Origin of the sequence: Klebsiella aerogenes, from assembly GCA_029027985.1 — a bacterium.
GTDB classification, from domain to species: Bacteria; Pseudomonadota; Gammaproteobacteria; order Enterobacterales; family Enterobacteriaceae; genus Klebsiella; species Klebsiella aerogenes_A.
Genome location: CP119076.1, coordinates 3,050,177 through 3,073,841, shown reverse-complemented (window position 1 = coordinate 3,073,841; position 23,665 = coordinate 3,050,177). Strand labels below are relative to the sequence as shown.

22 protein-coding genes are annotated in these 23,665 nt (G+C 57.2%); 5 read left to right on the top strand and 17 right to left on the bottom strand.

Features of this window, described 5'->3' with window-relative positions; genetic code table 11:
- Positions 1–2: 2 nt before the first annotated feature.
- The 10 genes from fliO to fliF form a co-directional block, all read right to left on the bottom strand.
- On the bottom strand, positions 3–401 hold the full coding sequence (gene fliO / locus PYR66_14725) for a flagellar biosynthetic protein FliO (GenBank protein WEF26576.1): 399 nt from the start codon (positions 399–401) through the stop codon (positions 3–5).
- Positions 401–814 (bottom strand): flagellar motor switch protein FliN, encoded by a 414-nt coding sequence (gene fliN / locus PYR66_14720; GenBank protein ID WEF26575.1) that lies wholly within the window; start codon positions 812–814, stop codon positions 401–403. The genes fliO and fliN overlap by 1 nt, the downstream gene beginning before the upstream one ends.
- Positions 807–1,814: a flagellar motor switch protein FliM gene (gene fliM, locus PYR66_14715; GenBank protein WEF26574.1), complete on the bottom strand. Its 1,008-nt coding sequence runs from the start codon at positions 1,812–1,814 to the stop codon at positions 807–809. Before fliM ends, fliN begins: the two co-directional genes overlap by 8 nt.
- A 5-nt stretch (positions 1,815–1,819) precedes the next feature.
- Positions 1,820–2,314: a flagellar basal body-associated protein FliL gene (gene fliL, locus PYR66_14710; protein ID WEF26573.1), complete on the bottom strand. Its 495-nt coding sequence runs from the start codon at positions 2,312–2,314 to the stop codon at positions 1,820–1,822.
- 162 nt (positions 2,315–2,476) lie between these two features.
- Entirely contained in the window at positions 2,477–3,643 is a 1,167-nt protein-coding gene (locus tag PYR66_14705) for a flagellar hook-length control protein FliK (GenBank protein WEF26572.1), read from the bottom strand.
- Positions 3,640–4,086 (bottom strand): flagellar export protein FliJ, encoded by a 447-nt coding sequence (gene fliJ, locus PYR66_14700; GenBank protein WEF26571.1) that lies wholly within the window; start codon positions 4,084–4,086, stop codon positions 3,640–3,642. Before fliJ ends, PYR66_14705 begins: the two co-directional genes overlap by 4 nt.
- 21 nt (positions 4,087–4,107) lie before the next feature.
- Positions 4,108–5,469 (bottom strand): flagellar protein export ATPase FliI, encoded by a 1,362-nt coding sequence (fliI, locus tag PYR66_14695; protein WEF26570.1) that lies wholly within the window; start codon positions 5,467–5,469, stop codon positions 4,108–4,110.
- Entirely contained in the window at positions 5,469–6,170 is a 702-nt protein-coding gene (gene fliH / locus PYR66_14690; GenBank protein ID WEF26569.1) for a flagellar assembly protein FliH, read from the bottom strand. Before fliH ends, fliI begins: the two co-directional genes overlap by 1 nt.
- Positions 6,163–7,155 (bottom strand): flagellar motor switch protein FliG, encoded by a 993-nt coding sequence (gene fliG, locus PYR66_14685; protein ID WEF26568.1) that lies wholly within the window; start codon positions 7,153–7,155, stop codon positions 6,163–6,165. The genes fliH and fliG overlap by 8 nt, the downstream gene beginning before the upstream one ends.
- Positions 7,152–8,828, bottom strand: coding sequence for a flagellar basal-body MS-ring/collar protein FliF (gene fliF, locus PYR66_14680; GenBank protein ID WEF26567.1), 1,677 nt, complete (start codon positions 8,826–8,828; stop codon positions 7,152–7,154). Before fliF ends, fliG begins: the two co-directional genes overlap by 4 nt.
- 299 nt (positions 8,829–9,127) lie before the next feature.
- On the opposite strand from fliF, the gene fliE reads away from it, so the two are divergent.
- Positions 9,128–9,442: a flagellar hook-basal body complex protein FliE gene (fliE, locus tag PYR66_14675; GenBank protein WEF30462.1), complete on the top strand. Its 315-nt coding sequence runs from the start codon at positions 9,128–9,130 to the stop codon at positions 9,440–9,442.
- Positions 9,443–10,429: 987 nt separating this feature from the next.
- Here fliE and fliT read toward each other — a convergent pair.
- Genes fliT through fliD form a run of 3 tightly spaced genes read right to left on the bottom strand, consistent with a single transcriptional unit; the run spans position 10,430 to position 12,675 of the window.
- Positions 10,430–10,837 carry a flagella biosynthesis regulatory protein FliT gene (gene fliT / locus PYR66_14670; GenBank protein WEF30461.1) on the bottom strand — a complete coding sequence of 136 codons (408 nt, stop codon included), beginning with the start codon at positions 10,835–10,837 and terminating at the stop codon, positions 10,430–10,432.
- Positions 10,837–11,247 carry a flagellar export chaperone FliS gene (gene fliS / locus PYR66_14665; protein ID WEF26566.1) on the bottom strand — a complete coding sequence of 137 codons (411 nt, stop codon included), beginning with the start codon at positions 11,245–11,247 and terminating at the stop codon, positions 10,837–10,839. The genes fliT and fliS overlap by 1 nt, the downstream gene beginning before the upstream one ends.
- A 24-nt stretch (positions 11,248–11,271) precedes the next feature.
- On the bottom strand, positions 11,272–12,675 hold the full coding sequence (fliD, locus tag PYR66_14660; protein ID WEF26565.1) for a flagellar filament capping protein FliD: 1,404 nt from the start codon (positions 12,673–12,675) through the stop codon (positions 11,272–11,274).
- A gap of 282 nt (positions 12,676–12,957) precedes the next feature.
- On the opposite strand from fliD, the gene PYR66_14655 reads away from it, so the two are divergent.
- Together PYR66_14655 and PYR66_14650 are read left to right on the top strand one after the other, a co-directional pair.
- Complete coding sequence (locus tag PYR66_14655; GenBank protein WEF26564.1) at positions 12,958–14,229, top strand: FliC/FljB family flagellin; 1,272 nt, start codon at positions 12,958–12,960, stop codon at positions 14,227–14,229.
- Positions 14,230–14,427: 198 nt separating this feature from the next.
- Positions 14,428–15,150: an RNA polymerase sigma factor FliA gene (locus tag PYR66_14650; protein WEF26563.1), complete on the top strand. Its 723-nt coding sequence runs from the start codon at positions 14,428–14,430 to the stop codon at positions 15,148–15,150.
- A 43-nt stretch (positions 15,151–15,193) separates the two neighbouring features.
- On the opposite strand, the gene PYR66_14645 is transcribed toward PYR66_14650, so the two are convergent.
- The 4 genes from PYR66_14645 to PYR66_14630 form a co-directional block, all read right to left on the bottom strand.
- Positions 15,194–16,363: a YncE family protein gene (locus PYR66_14645; protein WEF26562.1), complete on the bottom strand. Its 1,170-nt coding sequence runs from the start codon at positions 16,361–16,363 to the stop codon at positions 15,194–15,196.
- A gap of 30 nt (positions 16,364–16,393) precedes the next feature.
- On the bottom strand, positions 16,394–18,616 hold the full coding sequence (locus PYR66_14640; protein ID WEF26561.1) for a TonB-dependent receptor: 2,223 nt from the start codon (positions 18,614–18,616) through the stop codon (positions 16,394–16,396).
- A gap of 169 nt (positions 18,617–18,785) precedes the next feature.
- Positions 18,786–19,577, bottom strand: coding sequence for an energy transducer TonB (locus tag PYR66_14635; protein ID WEF26560.1), 792 nt, complete (start codon positions 19,575–19,577; stop codon positions 18,786–18,788).
- The gene (locus tag PYR66_14630) at positions 19,574–20,437 is read right to left on the bottom strand and encodes a ChaN family lipoprotein (protein ID WEF26559.1); all 864 of its coding nucleotides are present in this window, start codon (positions 20,435–20,437) and stop codon (positions 19,574–19,576) included. The genes PYR66_14635 and PYR66_14630 overlap by 4 nt, the downstream gene beginning before the upstream one ends.
- Before the next feature lie 645 nt (positions 20,438–21,082).
- Here PYR66_14630 and PYR66_14625 point away from each other — a divergent pair.
- Both PYR66_14625 and PYR66_14620 read left to right on the top strand, forming a co-directional pair.
- Positions 21,083–22,066 carry an iron ABC transporter substrate-binding protein gene (locus tag PYR66_14625; protein ID WEF30460.1) on the top strand — a complete coding sequence of 328 codons (984 nt, stop codon included), beginning with the start codon at positions 21,083–21,085 and terminating at the stop codon, positions 22,064–22,066.
- 23 nt (positions 22,067–22,089) lie between these two features.
- On the top strand, positions 22,090–23,664 hold the full coding sequence (locus PYR66_14620; GenBank protein ID WEF26558.1) for an iron ABC transporter permease: 1,575 nt from the start codon (positions 22,090–22,092) through the stop codon (positions 23,662–23,664).
- Position 23,665: the final 1 nt, after the last annotated feature.

The following is a 23,665-nucleotide window of genomic DNA, read 5'->3' as shown; positions in this document are numbered from 1 at the left end:
AGCTATTTTTCCGGGCGTTTCAGGATGTTTTGCATCAACTGGCGGAAGTCGGTCGGCGGCGTGGTGCCGGTGGCATCGTCATCGTGCGGCGGCGCCGGGAGCTGATGCAGCGGGGTGATCTGCTGGGCGGTGACGCCCAGCACCAGCAGGGTGTTATCGACTTCCACTACCACCACGCGCTCGCGCTGGCCAACCTGACAGCTGGCGCGCAGGTTAAGCAGGCGAGCGTTGCGAGCCTGCGGCGCAAAACCGAGGCGACGGAACAGCCAACCGGCCAGCACGATCAGCAGCAGAATAGCGCCGAGGGCACTGCTCACCTGCATCAGCGCCGAACCGCCGGATATCGCCGGTGTGGCCGCGGGCGGGCTGGTCTGAACGGTTACGGGCGCAGGGGTGGTCATTAGCGGCTCAACCGACGCATACGTTCGGATGGGGTAATGATGTCGGTAATGCGTACGCCGAATTTATCGGCCACCACCACCACTTCACCCTGGGCAATCAGATAGCCGTTGATCAGGATATCCAGCGGCTCGCCCGCCAGGCCGTCCAGCGCCACGACTGAACCCTGCGACAGACGCAGCAGCTCTTTAATGGTCATTTTGGTGCGTCCCAGTTCGACGGTCAGCTTCACCGGAATATCGAGGATCAGGTCGATATCCTGCAGGCTACCGAGCGCATCCTGGGCTTCCAGCGATTTGAACACTCCATCGGCGGCGCTGGATTTCTCAGACGACTGCTGTTCATTCAGCGCATCAGCCCACAGATCGTCTACGGATTCCTTCCCTGCGTCAGACGGTTGCTTAGGATCACTCATTGGGCTGTTCCTCACTCAGAGCATTCAAAATAGGGTTAATCAAGTGTTCAACACGAAGGGCGTACTGCCCGTTTAAGGTGCCGTATTGGCTGGTCAGCACCGGCACGCCATCCACATGGGCGATGAGGCGATCCGGTTTATCTATCGGTAAAACGTCGCCAGGCTGCAGCTTCAGAATTTTCGATAGCCGCATCGGGATATCGACGAAATTGGCGATCAGCTCAAGCTCGGAGTGCTGCACCTGCTTGACCAGCGTTTCGCGCCACTGGCTATCTTCCTGGCGCGAATTTTCCAGCGGCGGGTTGGTCAGCAGTTCGCGCAGCGGTTCGATCATGGCGAAGGGAATGCAGATGTTGAATTCGCCGCTCAGTGCGCCGATCTCCACCTGGAACGGTGTGGTAACCACGATGTCGTTCGGTGAAGTGGTGATGTTGGTGAATTTGACCTGCATCTCCGCACGCACGTATTCGACGTCGATCTTGTAGATTGCGCTCCATGCATCGCCGTAGGCGTCCAGCGCCAGGCGCAGCATGCGTTTAATCACCCGCTGCTCGGTCGGCGTAAACTCGCGCCCCTCGACTTTGGTCGGGAAGCGTCCGTCGCCGCCGAACAGGTTATCGACGGCGATAAACACCAGACTCGGCGCGAAGACGAACAGCGCGGTGCCGCGCAGCGGATTCAGATGCACCAGGTTGAGATTGGTCGGTACCGGCAAATTGCGGGCAAACTCGTGGTACGGCTGAATTTTAATCGGCCCGACGGTAATGTCCGGACTGCGCCGCAGCAGGTTGAATAACCCCATGCGGAATTGTCGGGCAAAACGTTCGTTAATGATCTCCAGCGCCTGCAGGCGTTCACGCACCACGCGGCGCTGGGTAGTCGGATCGTAAGGCTTCACCTCGCTCTCTTTACCGCCGACAACCGTTTCGGGCTCATCGCCGGTGCTGTCGCCGTTGAGTAAGGCGTCGATCTCTGCCTGTGAAAGAATGCTATCGCCCATGGTGATTACCGCAGTATGAAGGCGGTGAACAGCACATCGCTGACCACTTGCTTCGGTTGTCCCTTAACCAGCGGCGCGCTCAACACCTCTTTGATCTGCGCGATCAGCTGTTGCTTGCCTTGTTCATTGGCTAAATATCCGGCTTGCTGGCGAGAAAGCAGCATCAGCAGGCGGCTGCGCACCTCCGGCAGAAAATCATTCAGCTGGCGGCGGGTCGCTTCGTCCGGCAGGCGCAGCGTCAGGCCGATATACAGCACGCGATCCGGATCGTTATCCGGGGTTACCAAATTAACGGTAAAGGTGTCCAGCGGCATGAACACCGGCGGTGCGGGCGGTTTTTCTTTCGCAGCGGCGGCTGCCGTATGCGCGCCGCCGTCGCGTTGTTGCAGCAGCCACCAGCTGTAGCCAGCGGCGGCGCAGGCGGCCACGGCGATGATCGTCAGCAGGATGATCAATAAGGGGCGTTTGGACGCGGTTGCCGGAAGGGAGTGTTGAGACATAGCCAAATCAAATTCCTGTTGTTCCGCCCGCCGCTTTGCTGACGGGCATCACGCGCGGCAATGCCGCACGTATGACATGTAAAGGTATTATCGCGGCTAATGCTTCACGCAATAGCCGGAATAAACGGGCAAATGGGGGCCAGATTGGCCGTTTGCCGCGCCTCAGGCGAAAATATCGACGCCGTTGACGTGGCTTGCTATGCGCTGCAACGCGGCTGGAGCGCTAATAGCGTCAACCGGCGCCGCCTCAGCGCCGCCGTGGCGCTCGGCATAGCTGGCGCGGCCATCGTCCTGGTTGCCTTGCTGCTGCCACTGCGGCGTCGATTCGCCGCCGACGCTACTTTGACCCAGGTTGATCCCGCTTTCCGCCAGCGCATGACGCAGTTGCGGCATTGCCGCTTCTACCGCTGCGCGTACCTGACCGTGGGCGGAGGCGATATGCAGCTGTGCCTGTTTATCGTCCAGCTGCAGCGTGATTTGCAGCGCGCCCAGCTCCTGTGGGTGCAGGCGCAGTTCGGCACTCTGCTGGCCGTTGCGGTGGAACATCAGTACCTGCTGGCTTAACGCCTGCTGCCACTCCGGGCTGCCGAGCTGGGCGTTCAGCTGCGGCGTCGGCGGCGCGGTTACCAGCGTGCTGGCGGGAGTGACGCTCTGGCTGGGACTGACGGCGGCGAAAACCACGGCGGCAGGCGGTTGCGGGGCACTTTCCGCCGGGCGCTCGGTGGCGCGTGGCGGTGCGTTATCTGTTTGCGCAGGCGTTGGCGCCGGATTTTGCCCGTCCATCGCGGCGGTCTGCGGCTTAGCGTTCCGTTCGCCGGACGGCAGGGCTTCTCCCGGATGAGCAGCGCGTTTATCGCCAGCGCTGCTGAGGCCGAGCGTTGGCTCATCGTCAGCAAGCGCTGGTGGCTGAGCCTGCGGCGTCACGTTCTGCGGCGGTAGGATGGCCATTGCCGCTGGCAGCATGGCGTACAGCGCCTGCAGCGTCGCCGGGTCCAGCGTTTGCGCCTCGCCGGGCGGCGCATCGGGGCGCGTATCGTGTTCAATCGCCGTATTATCGACGGTGATGTCCGTTGCTTGCGGCAGATCGTTTGTCAGCTGCTGGCCGAGCTCGCCGAGTGCGGCCAGCAGCGGGTTACGGCTCAGCGGCGGGGCGCTTTCCTCATTAGCGCTCAGCGCTGATGGCGGCAGTTTGCCGCTTTGCGCCGGGGTAAAGCGCGCGCCGAGCAGCTGCGCGAAGGCGGATGAAAGCTGGCCGTCATCCAGCGCCGGTTCCGCCAGGGCGCTGGCGTCGCCTGGCAGGCTAAGGGCGGGCAAAGCATTGAGATTCATGACGCGGTATTCCTTTGTGCGCGGCGTTGCGCGAACTCATCCATCAATTTCTGATTGCGTTTGTTTTCCAGCTGCAGCTCGGCGCTTTGTGCGCGAGTGTGCAGGGTGTCGTAAGCGTTCAACCGCTGTTGGTGGTCCTGCCACTGTTTCACGGCGTGATCTACCTTTTGTCCCCACTGCAACAGCTGCTGGCGCTGTTGTTCGATGGCCTGTTCGAGAGTGGCGATAAACTGCTGATAGTTTTGCCAGCGCGAACTTTCCATGCCGCCGGAAAGGGTGCTGTTGAGCTTCTGCCGGTACTCGTCCTGGTAGTTGAGCAGCATGGTCAGCTGTTGCTCGGCGGCCTGCTGCGCCTGACGCGCCTGGCCCAGCCGCTGTGCCGCCTGTTCGACGGCTTCCTGCGCCAGATTACGCAGGGTGATCAAAGGGGACTGTGCTTTCATCGCGATGCGTCTCCGATGGCGTTAAACAATCAACTGCTGTAGCTGCTGACAGGCTTCGTCGTAGCCGCAGCGCTCGAAAATTCCCTGCTGCAGGTAGGCCTCCATGTGCGGATACTGCGTGATGGCTTTATCCAGCAGCGGATCGCTGCCAGCGGCATAGGCGCCGACGCTAATCAAATCGCGGTTGCGTTGGAAGCTGGCCAGCATCTGCTTAAAGTGGCGTACCCGGCGATAGTGTTCGTCGTCGATAAGCGAGGTCATGGCGCGGCTAATCGAGGCTTCAATATCGATGGCCGGATAGTGACCGGCTTCCGCCAACCGTCTGGAGAGCACTACGTGGCCGTCGAGGATCGCACGCGCCGAATCGGCGATCGGGTCCTGCTGGTCGTCGCCTTCGGTCAGGACGGTATAAAAGGCGGTGATGGAGCCGCCGCCGCTGATACCATTGCCTGCGCGTTCGACCAGCGCGGGCAGTTTGGCGAAGACCGAGGGCGGATAACCTTTGGTGGCTGGCGGTTCGCCAATCGCCAGCGCGATTTCACGCTGCGCCATCGCATAACGGGTGAGGGAGTCCATGATCAACAGTACGTGCTGGCCGCGATCGCGAAAATCTTCGGCGATACGGGTGGCATAGGCGGCTCCCTGCATGCGTAGCAGCGGCGAGACGTCCGCCGGGGCGGCAATCACCACCGAACGCGCGCGGCCCTCGGCGCCGAGAATATTCTCGATGAAGTCTTTGACTTCGCGACCGCGTTCGCCAATCAGGCCGACGACAATCACATCCGCCTGGGTGTAGCGAGCCATCATGCCGAGCAGTACGCTTTTCCCGACGCCGGATCCGGCGAACAGCCCCATACGCTGGCCGCGGCCAACGGTTAGTAGGCCGTTGATGGTACGCACGCCGACGTCCAGCACCTGTTCGATCGGCGTACGCTGCAGCGGGTTGAACGGCGCAGTCATCAGCGGCGCACGATAGCCGGTTTCCGGCGCAGGCAGGCCGTCGAGCGGTTTGGCGCCGCCATCGAGCACCCGACCTAACAGGGCCGGTCCCAGCGGCAACTGTTTGCCCATATGCTGGCTTTCCGGGGCGCTGCGGGCGTAAACCCGCGCTCCCGGCACGATGCCTTCGACTTCTTCCAGCGGCATCAGGTACAGCCGCTGATCGTTAAAGCCGACCACTTCGCTTTCCACCTCCTGCATACCGCCGCTGCCGTCGCGTTCGATAAGGCAGGTCGCGCCGAGCGGCAGTTGCAGGCCAGTGGCTTCCAGCACCAGCCCGGTGGCGCGGGTCAGGCGGCCATAGCGACGCACGGTCGGCGTACGGGCGATACGCTGTTCCAGCGTCTCAAGCGAATTCAGCCAGCGGCCGAGACGGGCGGTCATCACAGATCTCCCGGTGCGGCGAGGCGGCACAGTTCGTGCCAGCGGGTGGCGAGGCTGGCATCGAGATCGCCTTCCTCAGCGCTAACCTTACAGCCGCCGGGGTGTAGATCTCCATCCGCCAGCAGCCTCCAGCCATGCAGGCTGAGGGTGGTACCCAATTGCTGCTCGACGCGCGGGTAATCCAGTGGATGCACGCGCAACTGCGGTTTACCGTTGAACATCGGTTCTTGCTGGATCAGCTGTTGAATCTGTGCGAGCAGGGCGGTGCCGTCGCAAACCGGCGGTTGGCCGAGCACCTGCTTTGCGGCGGTTAGCGCCAACTGCATCAGGCGCGAAGCGATCACCGAGTCGAGCGCATCGAGGGTGTGCTGAAATTCGTCAACCAGTTGCTGCCAGTGGGCGGTCAACGGCTGTTGCTGTTGTTGCGCCTCCAGTAATCCCTGCTGGCGGCCTTCTTCCAGCCCGTGCTGAAATCCTGCCTCATAACCTTTTTGCTGGCCGTCGGCATAGCCTGACTGCTGGCCCTGCTGCTCGGCCTGCAGGCGCTGGTCGGCAAGTTGTTGTTGCAGTTCAGCCTGGGCGTCAGGCTGTAGCGCGTCGTTATCCAGAGTCGGCAGCGGCGGTTCAAAAGCCGGTCGTGGTTCGCCGAGGTCGTTGAGCGACCACGGCTGCCAGGGCAGGGTATTCATGCGATCAGACATAGGTGTCCTCGCCGCCGCCGATAATCATTTCGCCGCTCTCCGCCAGCCGCCTTACCACCAGCAGGATCGCTTTCTGTTCGTTTTCCACCTGCGACATGCGCACCGGCCCGCGGTTGGCAAGATCGTCGCGCAAAATGTCGGCGGCGCGTTGCGACATGTTTTTGAGGAACTTCTCGCGCAAGGGTTGCTCGGCGCCTTTCAGGGCAATCAGCAGCGATTCGCCATCCACTTCCTGCAACAGGCGTTGGATACTGCGATCGTCGACTTCCACCAGGTTTTCGAACAGGAACATCTCGTCGATGATCTTCTGCGCCAGTTCGCCGTCGTATTCGCGCATTGCGTCGATGACTGCCTCTTCCTGCTGGGTTTTCATCAGGTTGATAATTTCGGCGGCGGTACGTACCCCGCCCATTTTGCTGCGTTTGAGGTTCTGGCCGTCGAGCAGGTTGTTGAGCACTTCGGTCAGTTCCGCCAGCGCCGCTGGCTGCACGCCGCCGAAAGTGGCGATACGCAGCATCACGTCGTTGCGCAGGCGTTCGTCGAACTGCGCCAGAATATCCGCCGCCTGGCCGCGTTTGAGGTGCACCAGAATCGTGGCGATGATTTGCGGATGTTCGTCGCGGATCAGATCGGCGGCGCTCTGCGGTTCCATAAAGTTGAGCGTTTCCATCCCGGAGGTCGTTTCGCGAGATTCGAGAATATCCTCCAGCAGGCTGGCGGCGCGCTCTTCACCGAGCGCTTTGACCAGCACCGAACGCAGGTAGTCGCTGGCGTTGACGCTCAGCGCCGCGAACTGCTCGGCGTCGTCTTCAAACTCGGACAAGATTTCACCGAGCTGTTTATGCGACACCTGGCTCATGCCAGCCATAGTGCCGCTCAACAACTGGACTTCACGGGAGGAGAGGTGCTTGAGCACTTCCGCCGCGCGGTCTTCCCCCAGCGTCATCAGTAAAATGGCGCTTTTATCGGTTCCGGTCAGGCTCATAGTTCGTTACTCATCCATTGGCGGATTACCAGAGCGACCACGCGCGGATCTTTATCCGCCAGTTCACGGATCCGTTGGCTCTGGACTTCTGCGCTGACGCGCTGCTGCGATTTACGGCGCAGCGCCAGCTCTTCATTACTCGGTTTATGGCTGTCGCCCGGCTTGACGGATGGCGCGCTGGCGGCGGCGACAGCGGCGCGCTGTGCGGCCTGACGCTGTTGTAGCTGTGGCTTAACCAGCTTGCGCCACAGCACCCAGCCGACCAGCAGTACCAGCAGATAGCGGCCCAGTTCGATCAGCAAATCGATAAACGTCTGGCTCTGCCAGAACGGCAGTTCGCCGCCAGTCATCTGGTTGTCGGTAAATGGCGTATTGACCACCTGCAGGCTATCGCCGCGGGTGCTGGAGTAGCCCATTGCTTCACGCACCAGCGCTTCAATCTGCGCCAGCTGTTCTTTGCTCATCGGTTGCGCTTTGCCATCGGCGCTGGCGCTGTAGTTCACCACCACGGCGACCGACAGGCGTTCCACCGTTCCGGCTTTCTGCTGGGTATGGCGGATGGTGCGATCGAGCTCATAGTTGGTGGTGGCGTCGCGGCGGGTGCTCAGCGGGCCGCTGTTGGCCGCCGTGCTGCGGGTATTCGTCGCCGTATTGGCGTTGTTGGCCGCCGGTTTGGCGGTTTCAATCGGTGCGCTAGCTGGCGCGCTCGGCTGGTTGGATAGCGCCCCCGGAACGCCGCCGACCTGCGGGCCGCCGATTTGCTCGTTGCTGCTGGTCTGCTGTGAACGGATCGCCGCTTTGTCCGGCTGCTGATTCGGCTGATACTGCTCGTCGGTCTGCTCGCGGGAGGCGAAGTCGATCTGCGCGGTAACCTGAGCGCGCACGTTGGCGCTGCCGACGACCGGCGCAAGAATTGTTTCAATCCGCCGCTGGTAGCCACTTTCTACTTCACTGGCGTATTTCAGCTGTGAGGCGTTGAGATCGCGGCCAGTGCCGTCGGACTGGGTTAACAGACGTCCGGCCTGATCGACGACGGTGACGTTACCTGCCGGTAAACCGGCGACGCTGCTTGAGACCATATAGACGATGGCGTTGATCTGGCCATCATCCAGCGCGCGGCCCGGCTGGAGCGTCAGGGTCACCGAAGCGGAAGGGGATTTTTGCTCGCGGACGAACAGCGACGGCTTCGGCAGCGCCAGATGCACACGGGCGTTCTGCACCGGACCTAACGACTCAATGGTGCGCGACAGTTCGCCTTCGAGGGCGCGCTGATAGTTAATCTGTTCGCTGAACTGACTGATGCCGAATTTTTCCTGGTCCAGCAGTTCGAAACCGACGGCGCCGCCTTTTGGTAGCCCCTGCTGCGCCAGACGCAGGCGGGTTTCATGCACTTTATCCGCAGGAATCATCAGCGCCGCGCCGTTCTCGGCGAAGCGGTAGGGGATATTCATCTGCGTCAGTTGGGTGACGATAGCGCCGCCGTCGCGATCATTCAGATTGCTGTACAGCACGCGGTAATCCGGGCTTTTCGCCCATAGCAGCAGCGCGACGATAATAGCGATCGCGGCGGAGGCGGCGACCAGCAGAGGAATTTTTGGATTGGCGCGCAGACGGCTCCAGATGGCCTGCAGGCCGTTGTCGCGGCCTTCACCGGCGGATAACGAGGCACTCATGGTAGGCGGTATCCTTCGCTGGCGTTCAGGCGGCGGCGCGCGATGGCGTGCTGACGAACGGTATGGATAGCGTTATGTGACAAAACAGACTCCCTGATACACATCTTTTCTCAATAGCGGCGCTCCCATTTCTGGGCAGGCCATTATTCGCCTTATCAGATGATTCTGATTGCCCGATAAGCCGGGTTTTTTGCGGCTAATTAACTGCTTTAAGCAAAAATCGCTGTGATAGGGTGTGCAGCATTGGAGAAGTACAGGGCGAAATTGCGCCTGGCGAACACGACAGGGTTGAGAAAAAGATGGCGATTCAGGGTATTGAAGGCGTGCTGCAGCAGATGCAGTCGATGGCAATTCAGGCGGGGAAAAGCGGGCAGAACGCCGCGCCGTCAGGCGTGAGCTTCGCCAGCGAATTGACCGCCGCGCTGGGAAAAATCAGTGATACCCAGCAGACCGCGCGCGCGCAGGCGCAGAATTTCGAGCTGGGCGTGCCGGGCATCAGCCTGAATGATGTGATGGTCGACTTGCAGAAATCCTCGGTCTCGCTGCAAATGGGCGTGCAGGTGCGCAATAAACTGGTGGCCGCGTATCAGGATATTATGAACATGGCTGTTTAGCCCCAAGTCCCACCGTACCATTTCTACCCTAACCGCCATGTTTGATGCTGGCGGTTCTGCCTGCGCACCCAGTATCGTCAAAACCAACACAACATATTGACCAAAATCCCCTCTGCCAGGTGATGTTCATTCAATTCTTTGGCCCGGGAATAGTAGATAAGCAAATATCATTACAATTAATAGGGTATACAGATCAATATCGATTTATTGATCGATACAAACGATCTGACTCATGTCTGCACAAAATGTATGGTTTTGCGAAAATATAACTAACCTGGAATAGGTCATGTCCGAAAAAGTAGACCATCAATTACGACGCAAGGTGTGGATCGGAATCTTTGTTTTTTTATTGGTATTTTGGGGAACCATAACGGTGGCTGTGACCATGGCGTTGTCATAGTACGTACATCGCCCCGGGTATGACCTGTCTCCTCGTCAGGTGAATGGCATGTTCTCTTTGTTCTATTGGGAATACACGTTAATTTAAATTTGGATAGCAATTCACTATCGCTTTTCTGTGTTGTCGTCAATAATCCGCGCAAATTCTGTTCTGCGGAGGCGTTATGCTGTGGCTCCAGACCGTTGTATTTTTTGCTGTTCTGGTTTTTGTTGTCGCCGCGATGTTTAATGAAACCTGGCGGCAAAATAACGAGTAAATATCGTTCTGCTCTCTTGCTAGATATACCCACACAATTGTTCTGAACTCCCTTCATGCCAGCAACTACACTTAGATCGTGTCGAATGAGTGTCTGGAGGTGGTGGTGAGCCTATTTGAAGATGAAAACGACGAGCGGGAGCTATACCACATGGTCTGTCGCTGGGAGGATGAAGGCGGGGCGGTAGGGTAACGCGAGGGGCAGTAAACCAAACGGCGGAGAGCTTACCAGGCAACATGCTGCATTGCCCTGGCGAGACCTATCCTGCGCTTCGTGGCCTGAATATCAGACGGCGGTCGATATTGCGTTGCTTACTCGCTGAACGCGGGTTTTATTGTAATTCTTCGCTTTCGCCCTTCATGGCAATGACATTATCTGTCGGTAATTGACCCAGCAGTAGCGAGCGATCGTCGAACTGACCATAAGCGTGGTTGACCGCGTTCTGGCGGGTGGATTGACCGATCAGCGTTTTCAACTCTTCCATCCGCTGTTGCAACAGCAATTTTAGTTCGCTTTCGTTGTCGATAATCTGCTTGAGCCTGACGTTCAGCATCTCCTGCAGGGCCAGCGATGGCCCCGCTTTGCCGGTGAACTCGGCGGTTTTCTCGACCGCCGTCACATAGATGAATTGCATTTCGACCAGCGCTTCCCATTGCCCGGCGCGCGCCAGGGCAATCATCTCACTGCTCAGGGTATGGATCTGATGATAGGCGGCTAAAAGTTGCTGTTGGCGTTCCATCACAGTGTACCCTGCGCAGGTTGATAGTGGGGGCCGATCTGGCGCCAGGCATCGGCGATATTCTCCAGCAGCTTGACCACTTCGACGATCGCCGCTTCGTCGTTATGCAGATTGGCCTGCATCAGTCGTCGCTTCATATAATCGTACAGCGCCGCCAGATTATCGGCGATTTCTCCGCCCTGCTGGTGGTCGAGACCGCTTTTCAGCCCGTTGTCGATGATGTTGATCGCTTTCGACAGCGCCTGGCCTTTTCCGGCAATATCGCCCTGATTCATCAGGATGCGTGCGCGAAGCAGGGCGTTTAACGCCCCGTCGAACAACATTACGATTAACTGGTGCGGGCTGGCGCTGATGGCGCTGCTTTCCAGACTGACCTGTGCGTAGGCTTGCGTGCCGCTACGGTTATACATGTTGTTTCATTACCTGATTGAGAGTTACTGGGACGAGAACTGCTGTTGTAAGTAGTTACCCGTACTGCTCAGCTTGGACATCATGGTATCCAGTTGAACAAATTGTTGTTTATAGCGATCGATCGTGTTTTGAATGCTGTCGGAAACGGTGTCAATTTGCAGGTTGAGGCGATCGAGATTGGTGTTGATGCTTTTGGTCGAGTTCTCGATGATGCCGCCCGCTTTAATATAGTTCTGGATTTCATTATGGATTTCGGTGGCCATACCGGTGTCTTTACCGTTACCAGCGAAGAAATTGGCCACCTGATCCGGCTTCTCATCAAGCGCTTTGTTGAGTTTTGTGCTGTCGATTTCCAGCTTGCCGGTTTTGGTATTGGTGGAGATACCCAGATTGCCAAGACCTTTCAGCTCCGGGTTGTCCTGGGCGGCGCTGAGCGCGCTTTTGATCGATGACTGAACGCCGCGCAAGGTGTTGTCGCCAAGTAGCGCGCCATTGTTCGCGCTTTGCGCCTCGCCGGTTTTTACCGGGGTATATTTGGTCAGCGAGCCGAAGGTATCGAGCAGCGAGTTGTAGCTATCGACCCAGGATTTAATCTTATCGGCGGTACCGCTTTTATCGATGCCGATCACCAGATTCTGCGGCTCACCGGCTTTGGTGGTGGTTTTCAAATCGAGGGTGACGCCCTGCAACGCATCGGCAATCGAGTTGGTACTGCGTTTGATTTTAGTGCCGTTCACGGTGATTTCCGCATCCTGGCCAGCGACCGTTTGCTTCATTGCCCCGCTATTGCTGGCGCTGTCGTAGTTAAGGATAGCGCCGAGCTTATTGTCGTTGTTGACCTGTACCGAGATAGTGCTTTTCTCGCCGCTGGTGGTCGAGCTGAGCGCCAACTGATAGTCATTGTCTCCGACGCGCATGATGCTGGCGGTGACCCCGGCTTTGGCGCCGTTGATCGCGTCACGCATCTCCAGCAACGAGGTTTGGTCATCGCTCAGCGGAATAGTGGTCTCTTTCGGCGGATTGCCGGCGGTGAGGGTAATTGAACGGTTGCTGTTGCCGGCGGTGCCCAGTTTCTCTTGTTGGTCGGTAATCGTCTCCTGGGTGGTCAGCGTCTGCGGCTGCGCCAGCTTTTGCACCTCGACGCTATAGTTGCCCGGCACGGCTTTATCGGTGGTGGTGATGGTGAACTGATCGTGCTTAGTGGCGGTGGTGCTATTGAAAAACTCCGGCTTGGCCAGGTCCTTACTCAGGTTATCGAATTTTTCCAGCGAGCTTTTTAACGTGCCATAGGCCGTTAGCTGTGCTTTGTAGCTGGTTTGCTGAGTGGTATACGGCGTCAGACGTTGTTGTTCCGCCTTGCTGAGTTTGTCCAGTAAACCGTTGAGGTCGAGTCCTGAGCCGATGCCTAAGGAACTGATCGATGCCATTGGTGTTTCTCCTTACTAATGACGTTATTCGCTTTTTGCGTTATCGGCCCAACGGAGAAAAAGTTTACCGAAAAAATCAAAAAGTCGATGGCGTAATAGAAGCGGGAAAAAGTGCGTTATTTTCGCCATTGCCGCGGCGGTAAAAAATTTTAAAAAAATGGCTAAAGGTTGCAAGGGAAGGGTCGATACCAGAGGGGACGGTGGTTGACGCCGTGGGCAAGCAAGCCCGAACCTTTTAACCACGTTGCACAGAACGCAACTGACTCGTAAGGAATGCAAATAATGGCACAAGTAATTAATACCAACAGCCTGTCGCTGATGGCGCAAAACAACCTGAACAAATCCCAGTCTTCCCTGGGCACGGCGATTGAGCGTCTGTCTTCTGGTCTGCGCATCAACAGCGCCAAGGACGATGCCGCGGGTCAGGCGATCTCCAACCGTTTCACCGCTAACATCAAGGGCCTAACTCAGGCTTCCCGTAACGCCAACGACGGTATCTCCCTGGCGCAGACCACCGAAGGCGCGCTGAACGAAGTCAACGACAACCTGCAGAACATCCGTCGTCTGACCGTACAGGCGCAGAACGGTTCTAACTCCTCCAGCGACCTGCAGTCCATCCAGGACGAAATCACCCAGCGTCTGGCTGAAATCAACCGTATCTCCGAACAGACTGATTTCAACGGTGTGAAAGTGCTGAGTGGTGAGCAGAATAAGCTGACTATCCAGGTTGGTGCTAACGATGGAGAAACTATCGATATTGATTTGGGAAAAATTGATGCGGGTTCACTTGGATTAGATAAGTTCAATGTGGCAAATGGTTTTGATACCAAATCGATTGATACTGAAATTACTTCCTTTGATAAGAAGGGGGCGCCAACAATTGCTGAAGATGACGCAACGTCTAAAAAAACGTCAGTAGATGGTATAGTTTATTCATCCGGTAGCAATCACTATATCAAAACAGACGATTCGGAATGGGTGAAGGGTACCCTCGGTACAAATGGTGAATTTACCTTTGATTCAAGCAATTCAAGTGATGTAGTTGGAGTTGAACCAGCAGATTTGAAGGCAGTTACCTCAACAACGGTGGGTACTACACCACTCACAGGTTTGGAGACAGGTGAAAAACTGCAATCTATCAAAGATGACAAAGGCCAGCCAAATGGCTATGTAGTTCAAGGTAAAGATGCTGATGGTAAGGAGGCTTACTTTAAAGCAACCGTTGATGAAACAACGGGTAAGGTAACTAAAGGTGAACAGCTGTCTACAGAAGTTAAAACTGAAAAACCCCTGGAAGTATTAGACAAAGCCCTGTCCCAGGTTGATCAACTGCGCTCCTCTCTGGGTGCGGTACAGAACCGTTTCGATTCTGTTATCAACAACCTGAACAGCACCGTGAACAACCTGTCTGCTTCCCAGTCCCGTATCCAGGACGCCGACTACGCGACTGAAGTGTCCAACATGAGCCGCGCCAACATCCTGCAACAGGCGGGCACCTCCGTGCTGGCGCAGGCTAACCAGTCTACTCAGAACGTGCTGTCCCTGCTGCGTTAATCGTCTCTGTCGATTACTGTCGCATCCTCAACCCCGCTTCGGCGGGGTTTTGCTGTCAACTCGCTGCCCGGCACGAAAACGGCGGCGTGATAAAGCATGTCGTAAATAAAGACTGTTTTATGCGGTTTTTCCGTCGATTGGCTTTTTCCTCCCTCCGCATAATAGCGCTGACTCTCTTATCCGTAGGTTCAAGAAATAGTGAGCGATTTGTATACCGCCGAAGGCGTGATGGACAAAAATTCTCTCTGGCTGCGCTACGTTCCGTTAGTGCGGCACGAGGCGTTGCGCCTGCAGGTCAGGCTGCCCGCCAGCGTCGAGCTCGACGACCTGCTGCAGGCCGGGGGGATAGGATTATTGAACGCCATTGAGCGTTACGATTCTCTACAGGGAACCGCCTTTACGACCTATGCGGTACAGCGCATCCGTGGCGCGATGCTTGATGAACTGCGCAGCCGTGACTGGGTGCCGCGTAGCGTGCGGCGCAACGCCCGCGAAGTCGCGCAGGCGATGCAGAAGCTGGAGCAGCATCTGGGTCGCCCGGCCAGCGAAAGCGAACTCGCGCAGGCGCTGAATATGACGCTTGCCGAGTATCGACAAATCCTGCTCGATACCAACAACAGCCAGCTGTTCTCCTACGACGAATGGCGCGAAGAGCAGGGTGAAAATGCCGAACGGCTGCTGGAAGGCCATGAAGAGGCGAATCCGCTGCACTACCTGCTGGAAGGTAGCCTGCGCCAGCGGGTGATTGATGCCATCGAAGCGTTGCCGGATCGCGAAAAAATGGTTCTTACCCTCTACTATCAGGAAGAGCTGAATCTTAAAGAGATCGGCGCGGTACTGGAGGTTGGGGAGTCACGCGTCAGCCAGTTGCACAGTCAGGCGATTAAGCGCCTGCGCGCGAAGCTGGCCCACGACGGTTGATGCCAGAGTGAATAACCACCTGGCGGGCAGGTGGTTAGGCTATTTACGATTTGCTTAAATCAATGCGCAGAATGCGCTCTTTTGCCCCGTCGACAAATACCTCCGGATCCCAGTCGCGATTGAACCCTTCTTTAATGCCGACGTACAGCGTATCCATATCCGGCGACAGCACCATCTGGTTAGGATACACCGGCGTGCGGAATTCCTTTGTCACGCGCCAGGTTTTGCCATCGACGACGCTAATGGTACCGCTGGTGAAGTTGCTGACGTACAGCTCGTTATATTTTGGATTGTAGCGCACCGCATTGGCGCCGATGCCGGTGCGGACGTAGCCCAACGATTTGCCGTCTTTCAGATCGAAAATATACAGGCCGTCGTGCGGGCCGCTGCGATCGTCGTGATCGAAGGCGACCACGAAGATGCGCCCGGAAGCAGAATCGACGATCAGGTTTTGCGCGCTGGCCAGCTGCGGCGCGTTAAGAGGAATAGTGCGTAATACCTGCTGCGTTTTAGCATCGATCTCGTTGATATAGTCGCGGCCGCCAACGTAGATCTTTTGCGTTTTTTCATCCAGCGTCAGGCCGTAGGCGGTACCGCGGTAGGCTCCTTTGACTTCACCTTTAAGCTGCAGCGTGCTGCCGTCGAGCATTAGCAGTTTGTGCAGCGGACGCATGCCGTCTTTGGTTTTCTGCATATGGCTGTAGCTGACGAACAAGGTGTCGGCGGCGCTGCCGTAAACCATATGGCGCAGATGTTCGAAGCGCGAATCCGCGGCGCCGTCGGTGGCAAAGCTCAGGCGCTGGCTGGTGTGCGTGATTTTACCGCTGGCGGCGTCAAACAGGCTAATACGCAGCGTGGCTGCCTGGGTGTGGCCCACATACAGCGCCCGCGCTGGCTGATTCATCGCCAGCGAAAAGGCGCGCCAGGGCATATTGTAGCGCTGAATAATCTGCAGCGTTGCCGGATTAAAGACATATAAGTAGCCTTTATTGGCCGCGCGGTTAACCCGGTCCGTGGCGGCGGCGAAAAGCAGATTGTCGCCGCTATCGAATGCCAGTTCGTACACGCCTTCATTGGCTTCCTGCAGGTAATTGGTTTTCATCGCGAAACGCGACGCTTCCCGCTGCGGCGGATCGATGGCGAAGGCCTGTTGCGGCAGCAGCGCGGCGAGCAGCAGCGCGCCGGACAGTGTTGCAATGTTACGGTAGTTCATGATGATTTCCTGTGCTCAGAGGTGGTTGACTTAAAACTGGATTTCGCCGCCGAAGATATAGGTCCGTCCACGCGCGGTGGTGTTGACTGACGCCCCCTCTTTGGCGTTATCAAGGCTCTGGTTCATGCGGTTGAGCGCCTCGGAGTAGTCGCGATTAGTGACGTTTTGCACGCTAAAACGCAGCAGCACGTTATCGGTCATCTGCCAACTGCTGTAGAGGTCGATGATGGTTGGGATATTCGGCATGCTCTCTTTGGGTACCGTGTTGCTGTCGGTGCTGATCCCTTCGGTACTCAAACGCTTTGATTTGCCGGTGAATTTCACCAGACTGCCAACGGTGAGCTTGCGGTCAAACAGGCGTCCGCCGACGTCGAGAGTGGCGTAGCTGCTCGGCAGATCGCTCAGATCGCTATAGGCGAAGCTGTAAACGGTACTGGCGATGGAGGTTGGCTGATCGGTGTGCTGCTTGCTCCACGACAGGTTCGCGTAGGCAAAGCCGATGTCATACCCGGCTTCAATCTCATAGCCTTCGGTGGTGACCGGCGAGGTGATATTAGTGGAAATATTGGCGTTAAAGCCGGACGAGGCATCGTTGATATTCTGGCAAAGCTCGCCGTTGCTGCACAGGAAGAAGGATTCACTGGTGATGTAATCTTTAATCCGTGAGCGGTAGGTCAGGGCTTTGAGATGCAGGCTATCCTCGTTGCTCAACAACCCTTTTTTGATAACGTTAAAACCGGCTTCCCAGGTTTCCGCCTTTTCCGGTTTAAGGAACGGGTTCATCGATGCGCCGCCCTCGTTGGCGAAAAATACTTCCTGCACGTTCGGCGCGCGTGATGAACGGCTCCAGCTGACGAATGGCTGCAGCCATGGCGTTATCTGGGCGGAGAACGTTGCCGACGGGTTAAAACCATTATCTTTCACGTTCAGATCGGTGGCCCCCTGCGGGAAGCATTTTTCGTCATCCGAACAGGCTGGTTTATGCCCCTGTACCCGGCTGCGGGTGTAGTTGAGGTTAAGATCGAGTTGATAAATATCTTTGTTTAGCGATAGCCCGCTATACAGCGAAGCGATCTTCTGCTTACCGGCCGGAGCAAAGGCGTTATGGTCGGTCTCGGTATCCTGCACGAAGCGGCGGGAGTAGCGGGTGTCCATCAATTTGCCGCCAAACTGCAAAGCGGCATACACATCGTCGGTGAGACGAAAACGGCTGGTGTTACTAATATCCAGCGCGTTGGATTTATTGGTCGTCGAAGAGTCGTTAAAGTTGTACAGCGACTCCGGTTTATACGACTGGTTGCCGCGGCTGGTACTGGCTAATACGTTGAACTCGACCAGTTCATTGAGCGGCGCGTAGTTATAGCGCAGGTAGTAGTCGTCGCTGCTAATATCGCGACGGGTAAAACTGTTGCGGTAATTACGACCGGAAAACTCGAAGCGGTTGAATTGATCGATGTTGAAGTTGACTTTATATAGCTGGGAGCGCGGTTCCTGACGCAGATATTTATTATCCTCGCCGATAAAATCTTCGCTGCTGCGGCCGCTGCCGTTTTTATAGGTCGCATAGGTGCGGGTGCCGCTGATGCCAAGCAGCGCGCCGAGGCCGCCGCCGTTATCGAAGGTGTCGGTTTTTCCCGCCACCGCCACCATGCCGGTGCGGCCAAGACCGTTATCGCCGACTGAAAAACGCGACAGCAGGCCGGCCTGATGCCCCGGTTTTAACACGTCGTCGACGCCGATGGTGCGCAGGTTCGCGCTGCCCGCCAGCGCATTGACGCCCTGGGAACCTGCGCTATTACCGCGGGTAACGTCAACCTCGGCGAGGAAGTTCGGATCGAGCGGAACCCCGGCGGCGGTGTTTGCGCCGCCGTGATAGTTGGCCGGGGCCATGCCGAAGAAGGTCTGGGTGACGCCATCGACCATGGTGTTCACGCGTCCCAGCCCGTTCATCCCGCGGATGTTGACGCTGATGGTGCCCTGCAGCGGGTCGATTTGCGTGTAGGTGCCCGCCATGCTGCGCAGCGAGGCGTCGAGGCTTTGCAGATTCTTATTTAAGGTTCGCGAACTGTAGGCGCCAGGGCGGGTATAGCTCTCCTCAGAAGAGCCGACCTGGCCTGCGTTGTCCGCCAGCGGGTTATCGGTAACGGTGATTGGGGAGAAGACCGATTCCCCCTCGCTTTCGGCGGCAAAAGCCTGGCCGTTGACGATAAGTAGCCCGGTAACGAGCCCCGTAATTATTTGTGATTTTTCCATAATCAAATCCTGAGGTAATAAATATTTAACGCACAAAAAGGGCAGCAGCGTGCATCGCGCTTATTGCTAAGTGCGATGACACATTGCCCAAAATAAAAAATCATTAGTGGTCAGTGACCGTTATAAATAACGTCCAGATTGCCTGAATAAATAACAGGGAACCCTGGATTTATATTTTTAATAAGCTGAACTCCACCGGCAGCGTGACTTTATTTATGCCATTGCGCAGCAGTTCTTTAGGTGGCGGCGGCAGCGGGCGCGCATTCTCCAGCGCCAGTAGCGCGGCGCGGTCCAGTGAATGGGTGCCGGAAGAATTCACCAGTTGCGATTGCAGTATCTCGCCGCGTTCGTTCACGCTGAAGGTAATGGTGACGGTGCCGGTACGCTTGCGGCGGCGCGCGTCGTCCGGATAATTGCGCATCTTATTGATTTTGCCCTTCACCAGCGATTCCCAACGGATCTTATTCTGACTCAGGCGCGCGGCGTCGCTATCCAGCGGCGCCGCGGTGCGCTGAGTCAGCGCGGCCTGCACCGGCGGCGCAGCGAGGCTGGTAGTGGTCGAATTACCTTTCTCCTCTTGTTGCTGGCGACGAGACTGCTTTTTAATCTCGGTTTTCTTCTTCCGCCGCGGCTCGGGTTTTGTCGCTGCCAGCTTTAATTGCGCATCATCGTGAACCAGCAGCTTAGGCGCGTCTTTTAGCGCCGAGGTTTCCTGTTCGCTCATCGCCTCGACCTTACGCTGCTGGGTCACGCCGGGGGGCAGATCGGGATGAATAAACGAGACTTCAAGTTCCGGCGCATATTCCACCATCACTGCCGCAGGGGGCGCGGCATCGGGCGGCGAGGCGAAGTGAATGATAAAAGGCACAGCCAGCGCCAGATGGCAAAGCACGCTGGCGGTCGTTCCCCCAAACCAGCGGGGGCGCGGCAGTATCAATGGCGCAGAGAGCGTGGTATTCATTTTGCCGCCGCTACCGACCAGATGTAATCAGCCTGCTTCGCCGTCAGGGTGGTACCGTCGGTGGTCAGTATCAGCACCAGCGGTTTTTCCGCCTGCAAATCGGCGAGATGCAGCGGTACGCCGATATCTTTTGCCGCATGATAACCGCCGGCAATCAGCAGCGCCGGGCGCGGGGCGTTTTTCATCTGCGTGGCCATCAACCGGTCGCGCTGCTGCTGGATGGCAAGCATCGCGGTGACCTGTTCGCCGCTGATCTGCCCGTCATGCATCAGATAGATGATCGCCGACAGCGATTCGTGTACCTGCGGGCGAGAGGAATGCTCGCCGTTGGGGAATGTCGGACGTTGATAAATTTTGCTCACCTGCTCGCGGCTGAGATTCGCGGCCAGCAGCGGATAGGGGGCTTCCAGTGCGGTCATCACCACGTCGCGATAGAGATCCCACGGCCAACCGGGGTTCCAGCGCAGCGTTTCCGCCGCGCGGGTGGCGCTGATAGCGGTGCCGCTGAGGCTGGCCTGCTTGACCCGGTTGACCGCATCCTGCTGGCTTAAATCGATCATCTCCATCAGGACGCTGCCCTGCGGGCGCGCAGCGTTAAGGTTCTGCAGTAGCCAGCGCTCAATCTGATGATGCTGCACGTTGGTATGTTCTTCGCCTACGATGACCAGCGGCGCCTGAGCCAACCGGGCCAGCAGCTTCTGCGCCGTCAGCGGTTGGCCGCTGGCAGCATCACGAATGCTCGCCTTCTCCAGCCACGTGCGGTCCTCGGCGAAGGAGTGCGGGCGTATCGTGCTGTGGCAGGCGCTCAGTAACAGCACGCATCCCAATACCAGAGTGTTAAAAAGGTTTTCCTTAAACATAAAATGTCCGTTTTCGGTTTTTTAGTAGTATTTTCTTCGTATCCTGCTGCTGGCGCAGAATGATATGTGATATTGAGAATGATTATCAAGATCATTCTCATTCATAATTATTGGTAGGGGTGATGATTGCGTGTGGCAAACACCGGCCGTCGCGGCTATCCGGGGTGGTAAGGGCGGTGGCAAGATTGCCGGTTTTGTGAACCAGATCGGTGTCGGTCAGGAAGAACTGGCGCGTAGCGGGAAATAGATCTCGTGCGACTCAGAAAATAAAAATATGCTTTTTTAGATGTTCATAAAATAAAAGAATTTTCACTATTAATCACGATGGTGGCATTTTTAATTCATATGATAGCAGCTTGCATAATGCGACATTGATCATGCTTTTAAACCCGAAGAATAAAAAAGATAACGGACTTAAGGTTGTCTTAATGTTTGTTTTCACCATTGTTTTAATTAAGCATTTTGTCATTAGTAAAACCTGATTAGTGGTTTTTTCCACTTTTTTAAAAAGATGGTAATTGTTTTCATTATCATTCACATTCCTCTGTGATTTAATCCGTGCCAGCCCGCTTTCTTCACGGCTTTTCAACGACTCATACTAAGGATTAGCTTATGAATTTCCGTTTATCGGCGTATTGCGCGGCGATGTTCGCTGCTTCGGCTCTGTTCACCGCCCCGCAGGTTATGGCCGCAGACAATAGTGACGGCATTGTGGTCTATAACGCGCAGCACGAAAACCTGGTGAAATCCTGGGTCGATGGCTTTAGCAAAGAGACCGGTATTAAAGTCACGCTGCGCAATGGCGACGATAGCGAACTGGGCAATCAACTGGTGCAGGAAGGTTCCGCCTCGCCGGCGGATGTTTTCCTGACAGAAAACTCGCCGTCGATGGTGTTGGTCGATAATGCCAAACTGTTCGCGCCGCTGGATGCCGCAACCTTAGCGCAAGTGGCGCCGCAGTTCCGTCCTGAGCACGGCCGCTGGGTGGGCATTGCCGCCCGCAGCACCGTCTTCGTCTATAACCCGGCGAAAATCAGCGAATCACAGTTGCCGCACTCGCTGATGGATCTGGCGAAACCTGAATGGAAAGGGCGCTGGGCCGCTTCTCCGTCGGGCGCTGACTTCCAGGCGATCGTGAGCGCGATGCTGGCGCTGAAGGGCGAAAAAGCGACCCTGGAATGGCTGAAGGCGATGAAAACCAACTTCGTGGCCTACAAAGGCAACAGCACCGTGATGAAAGCGGTCAACGCCGGGCAGATCGACGGCGGGGTGATCTATCACTACTACCGCTTTGTTGACCAGGCGAAAACCGGCGAAAACAGCAAAAACACCAAGCTGTACTACTTTAAAAACCAGGATCCGGGTGCGTTCGTCAGCATCTCCGGCGGCGGCGTGCTGGCTTCCAGCAAACATAAAGAACAGGCGCAGGCCTTTATTAAATGGATCACCGGCAAGCAGGGTCAGGATGAGCTGCGCACCAATAACGCCTTCGAATATGCGGTGGGTCTGAATGCCGCCTCTAACCCGAAACTGACGCCGCTGAAAGAGCTGGATGCGCCGAAAGTCGAGCCATCTTCGCTTAATAGCAAGAAAGTGATCGACCTGATGACTCAGGCTGGCCTGCTGTAATTTGATGCTGAAGTGATCTGTTTATGTCTGCTCTGAGTCTGGTACTCGGAAAGAAAACAGGACGCCTGCCCGAGCGCAGGCGTCCTGCATTTCCGATGGTTGCCTTAGCTGTACTGTTTTCATTAATGGCCCTGCTGCCGTTAGGTTTTGTGGTGTCGGTGGGTTTTGACACCGGCTGGCCGACCATTAAAGCACTGGTATTTCGCCCGCGAGTGGCTGAACTGCTCAGCAATACGCTGTGGCTAACGTTGCTGACGGTGCCTATTTGCATTGCGCTCGGCGTGACGGTGGCCTGGCTGACTGAACGTACCGCGCTTGCCGGGCGCCAGCTGTGGTCAGCGCTGGCGGTTGCGCCGCTGGCGATCCCGGCGTTTGTGCAAAGCTACGCCTGGATCAGCGTCGCGCCATCAATGCACGGCCTGTCCGCTGGGGTGTTTCTCTCGGTACTGGCCTACTATCCGTTTATTTATATGCCGGTGGCGGCGGTGCTGCGCCGTCTTGACCCGACGCTGGAAGACGTTGCCGCGTCGCTGGGGACGCCGCCGTGGAAAGTCTTTTTCCGCGTGGTGCTGCCGCAGCTGCGGCTGGCTATCTGCGGCGGCGCGCTGCTGGTGGCGCTGCATCTGCTGGCGGAGTACGGCCTGTACGTGATGATCCGCTTTGATACCTTCACCACCGCCATTTATGATCAGTTCCAGTCCACCTTTAGCGGCCCGGCGGCGAATATGCTGGCGGGCGTACTGGCGCTGTGTTGCCTGGCGATCCTGCTGCTGGAAAGCGTCTCGCGCGGCAAAGCGCGTTATGCGCGTATCGGCGCTGGCGCGGCGCGCGAACAGAAGCGCCGTCCGCTGGGGATCGCGACCGCTTTCGGCGCGCAGTTGCTGCTGCTGTTGTTGGTGATGCTGGCGATGGGCATTCCGCTGCTGGTGCTGTGCCGCTGGCTGTGGCTCGGCGGGCTGGAGAACTGGCTGCATGCCGACCTGTGGCATTCGCTGCGCCAGACGCTGGTGCTGGGGGCGGGCGGGGCGTTGCTGACCACCGCCTGCGCGATCCCGATCGCCTGGCTTGGCGTGCGTTATCCGCATCGGCTGTTCCGCTTGCTAGAGGGCTGTAATTATATCACCAGTTCGTTGCCGGGTATCGTCACCGCGCTGGCGCTGGTGACGGTCACTATCCATTACGCGCGCCCGGTGTATCAGACCGAAGTGACGCTGTTCCTCGCTTACCTGTTGATGTTCATGCCGCGGGCGTTGATTAACCTGCGCGCTGGGATCGCACAGGCGCCGGTCGAGTTGGAGAACGTCGCGCGGAGTCTCGGCCGTAGTCCGGCTCGCGCATTATGGAGCGTCACCATGCGTCTGGCCGCGCCTGGCGCTGCCGCGGGCGCCGCGCTGGTGTTTCTTGGCGTCAGCAATGAGCTCACGGCCACGCTGCTGCTTTCGCCGCTCGGCACGCGCACGCTCTCGACCGGTTTTTGGGCGTTAACCAGCGAGATCGATTACGTCGCCGCGGCGCCGTACGCGATGCTGATGATCGTTATTTCGCTGCCGCTCACGGCGGTTCTTTATGTGCAGTCGAAAAAAATTGCAGGGTTGTAAC

Bases quoted from the DNA above. Each gene is read 5' to 3' on its own strand.
- fliO (WEF26576.1), bottom strand. From the start codon at position 401: ATGACCACCCCTGCGCCCGTAACCGTTCAGACCAGCCCGCCCGCGGCC.
- fliN (WEF26575.1), bottom strand. From the start codon at position 814: ATGAGTGATCCTAAGCAACCGTCTGACGCAGGGAAGGAATCCGTAGAC.
- fliM (WEF26574.1), bottom strand. From the start codon at position 1,814: ATGGGCGATAGCATTCTTTCACAGGCAGAGATCGACGCCTTACTCAAC.
- fliL (WEF26573.1), bottom strand. From the start codon at position 2,314: ATGTCTCAACACTCCCTTCCGGCAACCGCGTCCAAACGCCCCTTATTG.
- PYR66_14705 (WEF26572.1), bottom strand. From the start codon at position 3,643: ATGAATCTCAATGCTTTGCCCGCCCTTAGCCTGCCAGGCGACGCCAGC.
- fliJ (WEF26571.1), bottom strand. From the start codon at position 4,086: ATGAAAGCACAGTCCCCTTTGATCACCCTGCGTAATCTGGCGCAGGAA.
- fliI (WEF26570.1), bottom strand. From the start codon at position 5,469: ATGACCGCCCGTCTCGGCCGCTGGCTGAATTCGCTTGAGACGCTGGAA.
- fliH (WEF26569.1), bottom strand. From the start codon at position 6,170: ATGTCTGATCGCATGAATACCCTGCCCTGGCAGCCGTGGTCGCTCAAC.
- fliG (WEF26568.1), bottom strand. From the start codon at position 7,155: ATGAGCCTGACCGGAACCGATAAAAGCGCCATTTTACTGATGACGCTG.
- fliF (WEF26567.1), bottom strand. From the start codon at position 8,828: ATGAGTGCCTCGTTATCCGCCGGTGAAGGCCGCGACAACGGCCTGCAG.
- fliE (WEF30462.1), top strand. From the start codon at position 9,128: ATGGCGATTCAGGGTATTGAAGGCGTGCTGCAGCAGATGCAGTCGATG.
- fliT (WEF30461.1), bottom strand. From the start codon at position 10,837: ATGGAACGCCAACAGCAACTTTTAGCCGCCTATCATCAGATCCATACC.
- fliS (WEF26566.1), bottom strand. From the start codon at position 11,247: ATGTATAACCGTAGCGGCACGCAAGCCTACGCACAGGTCAGTCTGGAA.
- fliD (WEF26565.1), bottom strand. From the start codon at position 12,675: ATGGCATCGATCAGTTCCTTAGGCATCGGCTCAGGACTCGACCTCAAC.
- PYR66_14655 (WEF26564.1), top strand. From the start codon at position 12,958: ATGGCACAAGTAATTAATACCAACAGCCTGTCGCTGATGGCGCAAAAC.
- PYR66_14645 (WEF26562.1), bottom strand. From the start codon at position 16,363: ATGAACTACCGTAACATTGCAACACTGTCCGGCGCGCTGCTGCTCGCC.
- PYR66_14640 (WEF26561.1), bottom strand. From the start codon at position 18,616: ATGGAAAAATCACAAATAATTACGGGGCTCGTTACCGGGCTACTTATC.
- PYR66_14635 (WEF26560.1), bottom strand. From the start codon at position 19,577: ATGAATACCACGCTCTCTGCGCCATTGATACTGCCGCGCCCCCGCTGG.
- PYR66_14630 (WEF26559.1), bottom strand. From the start codon at position 20,437: ATGTTTAAGGAAAACCTTTTTAACACTCTGGTATTGGGATGCGTGCTG.
- PYR66_14625 (WEF30460.1), top strand. From the start codon at position 21,083: ATGTTCGCTGCTTCGGCTCTGTTCACCGCCCCGCAGGTTATGGCCGCA.
- PYR66_14620 (WEF26558.1), top strand. From the start codon at position 22,090: ATGTCTGCTCTGAGTCTGGTACTCGGAAAGAAAACAGGACGCCTGCCC.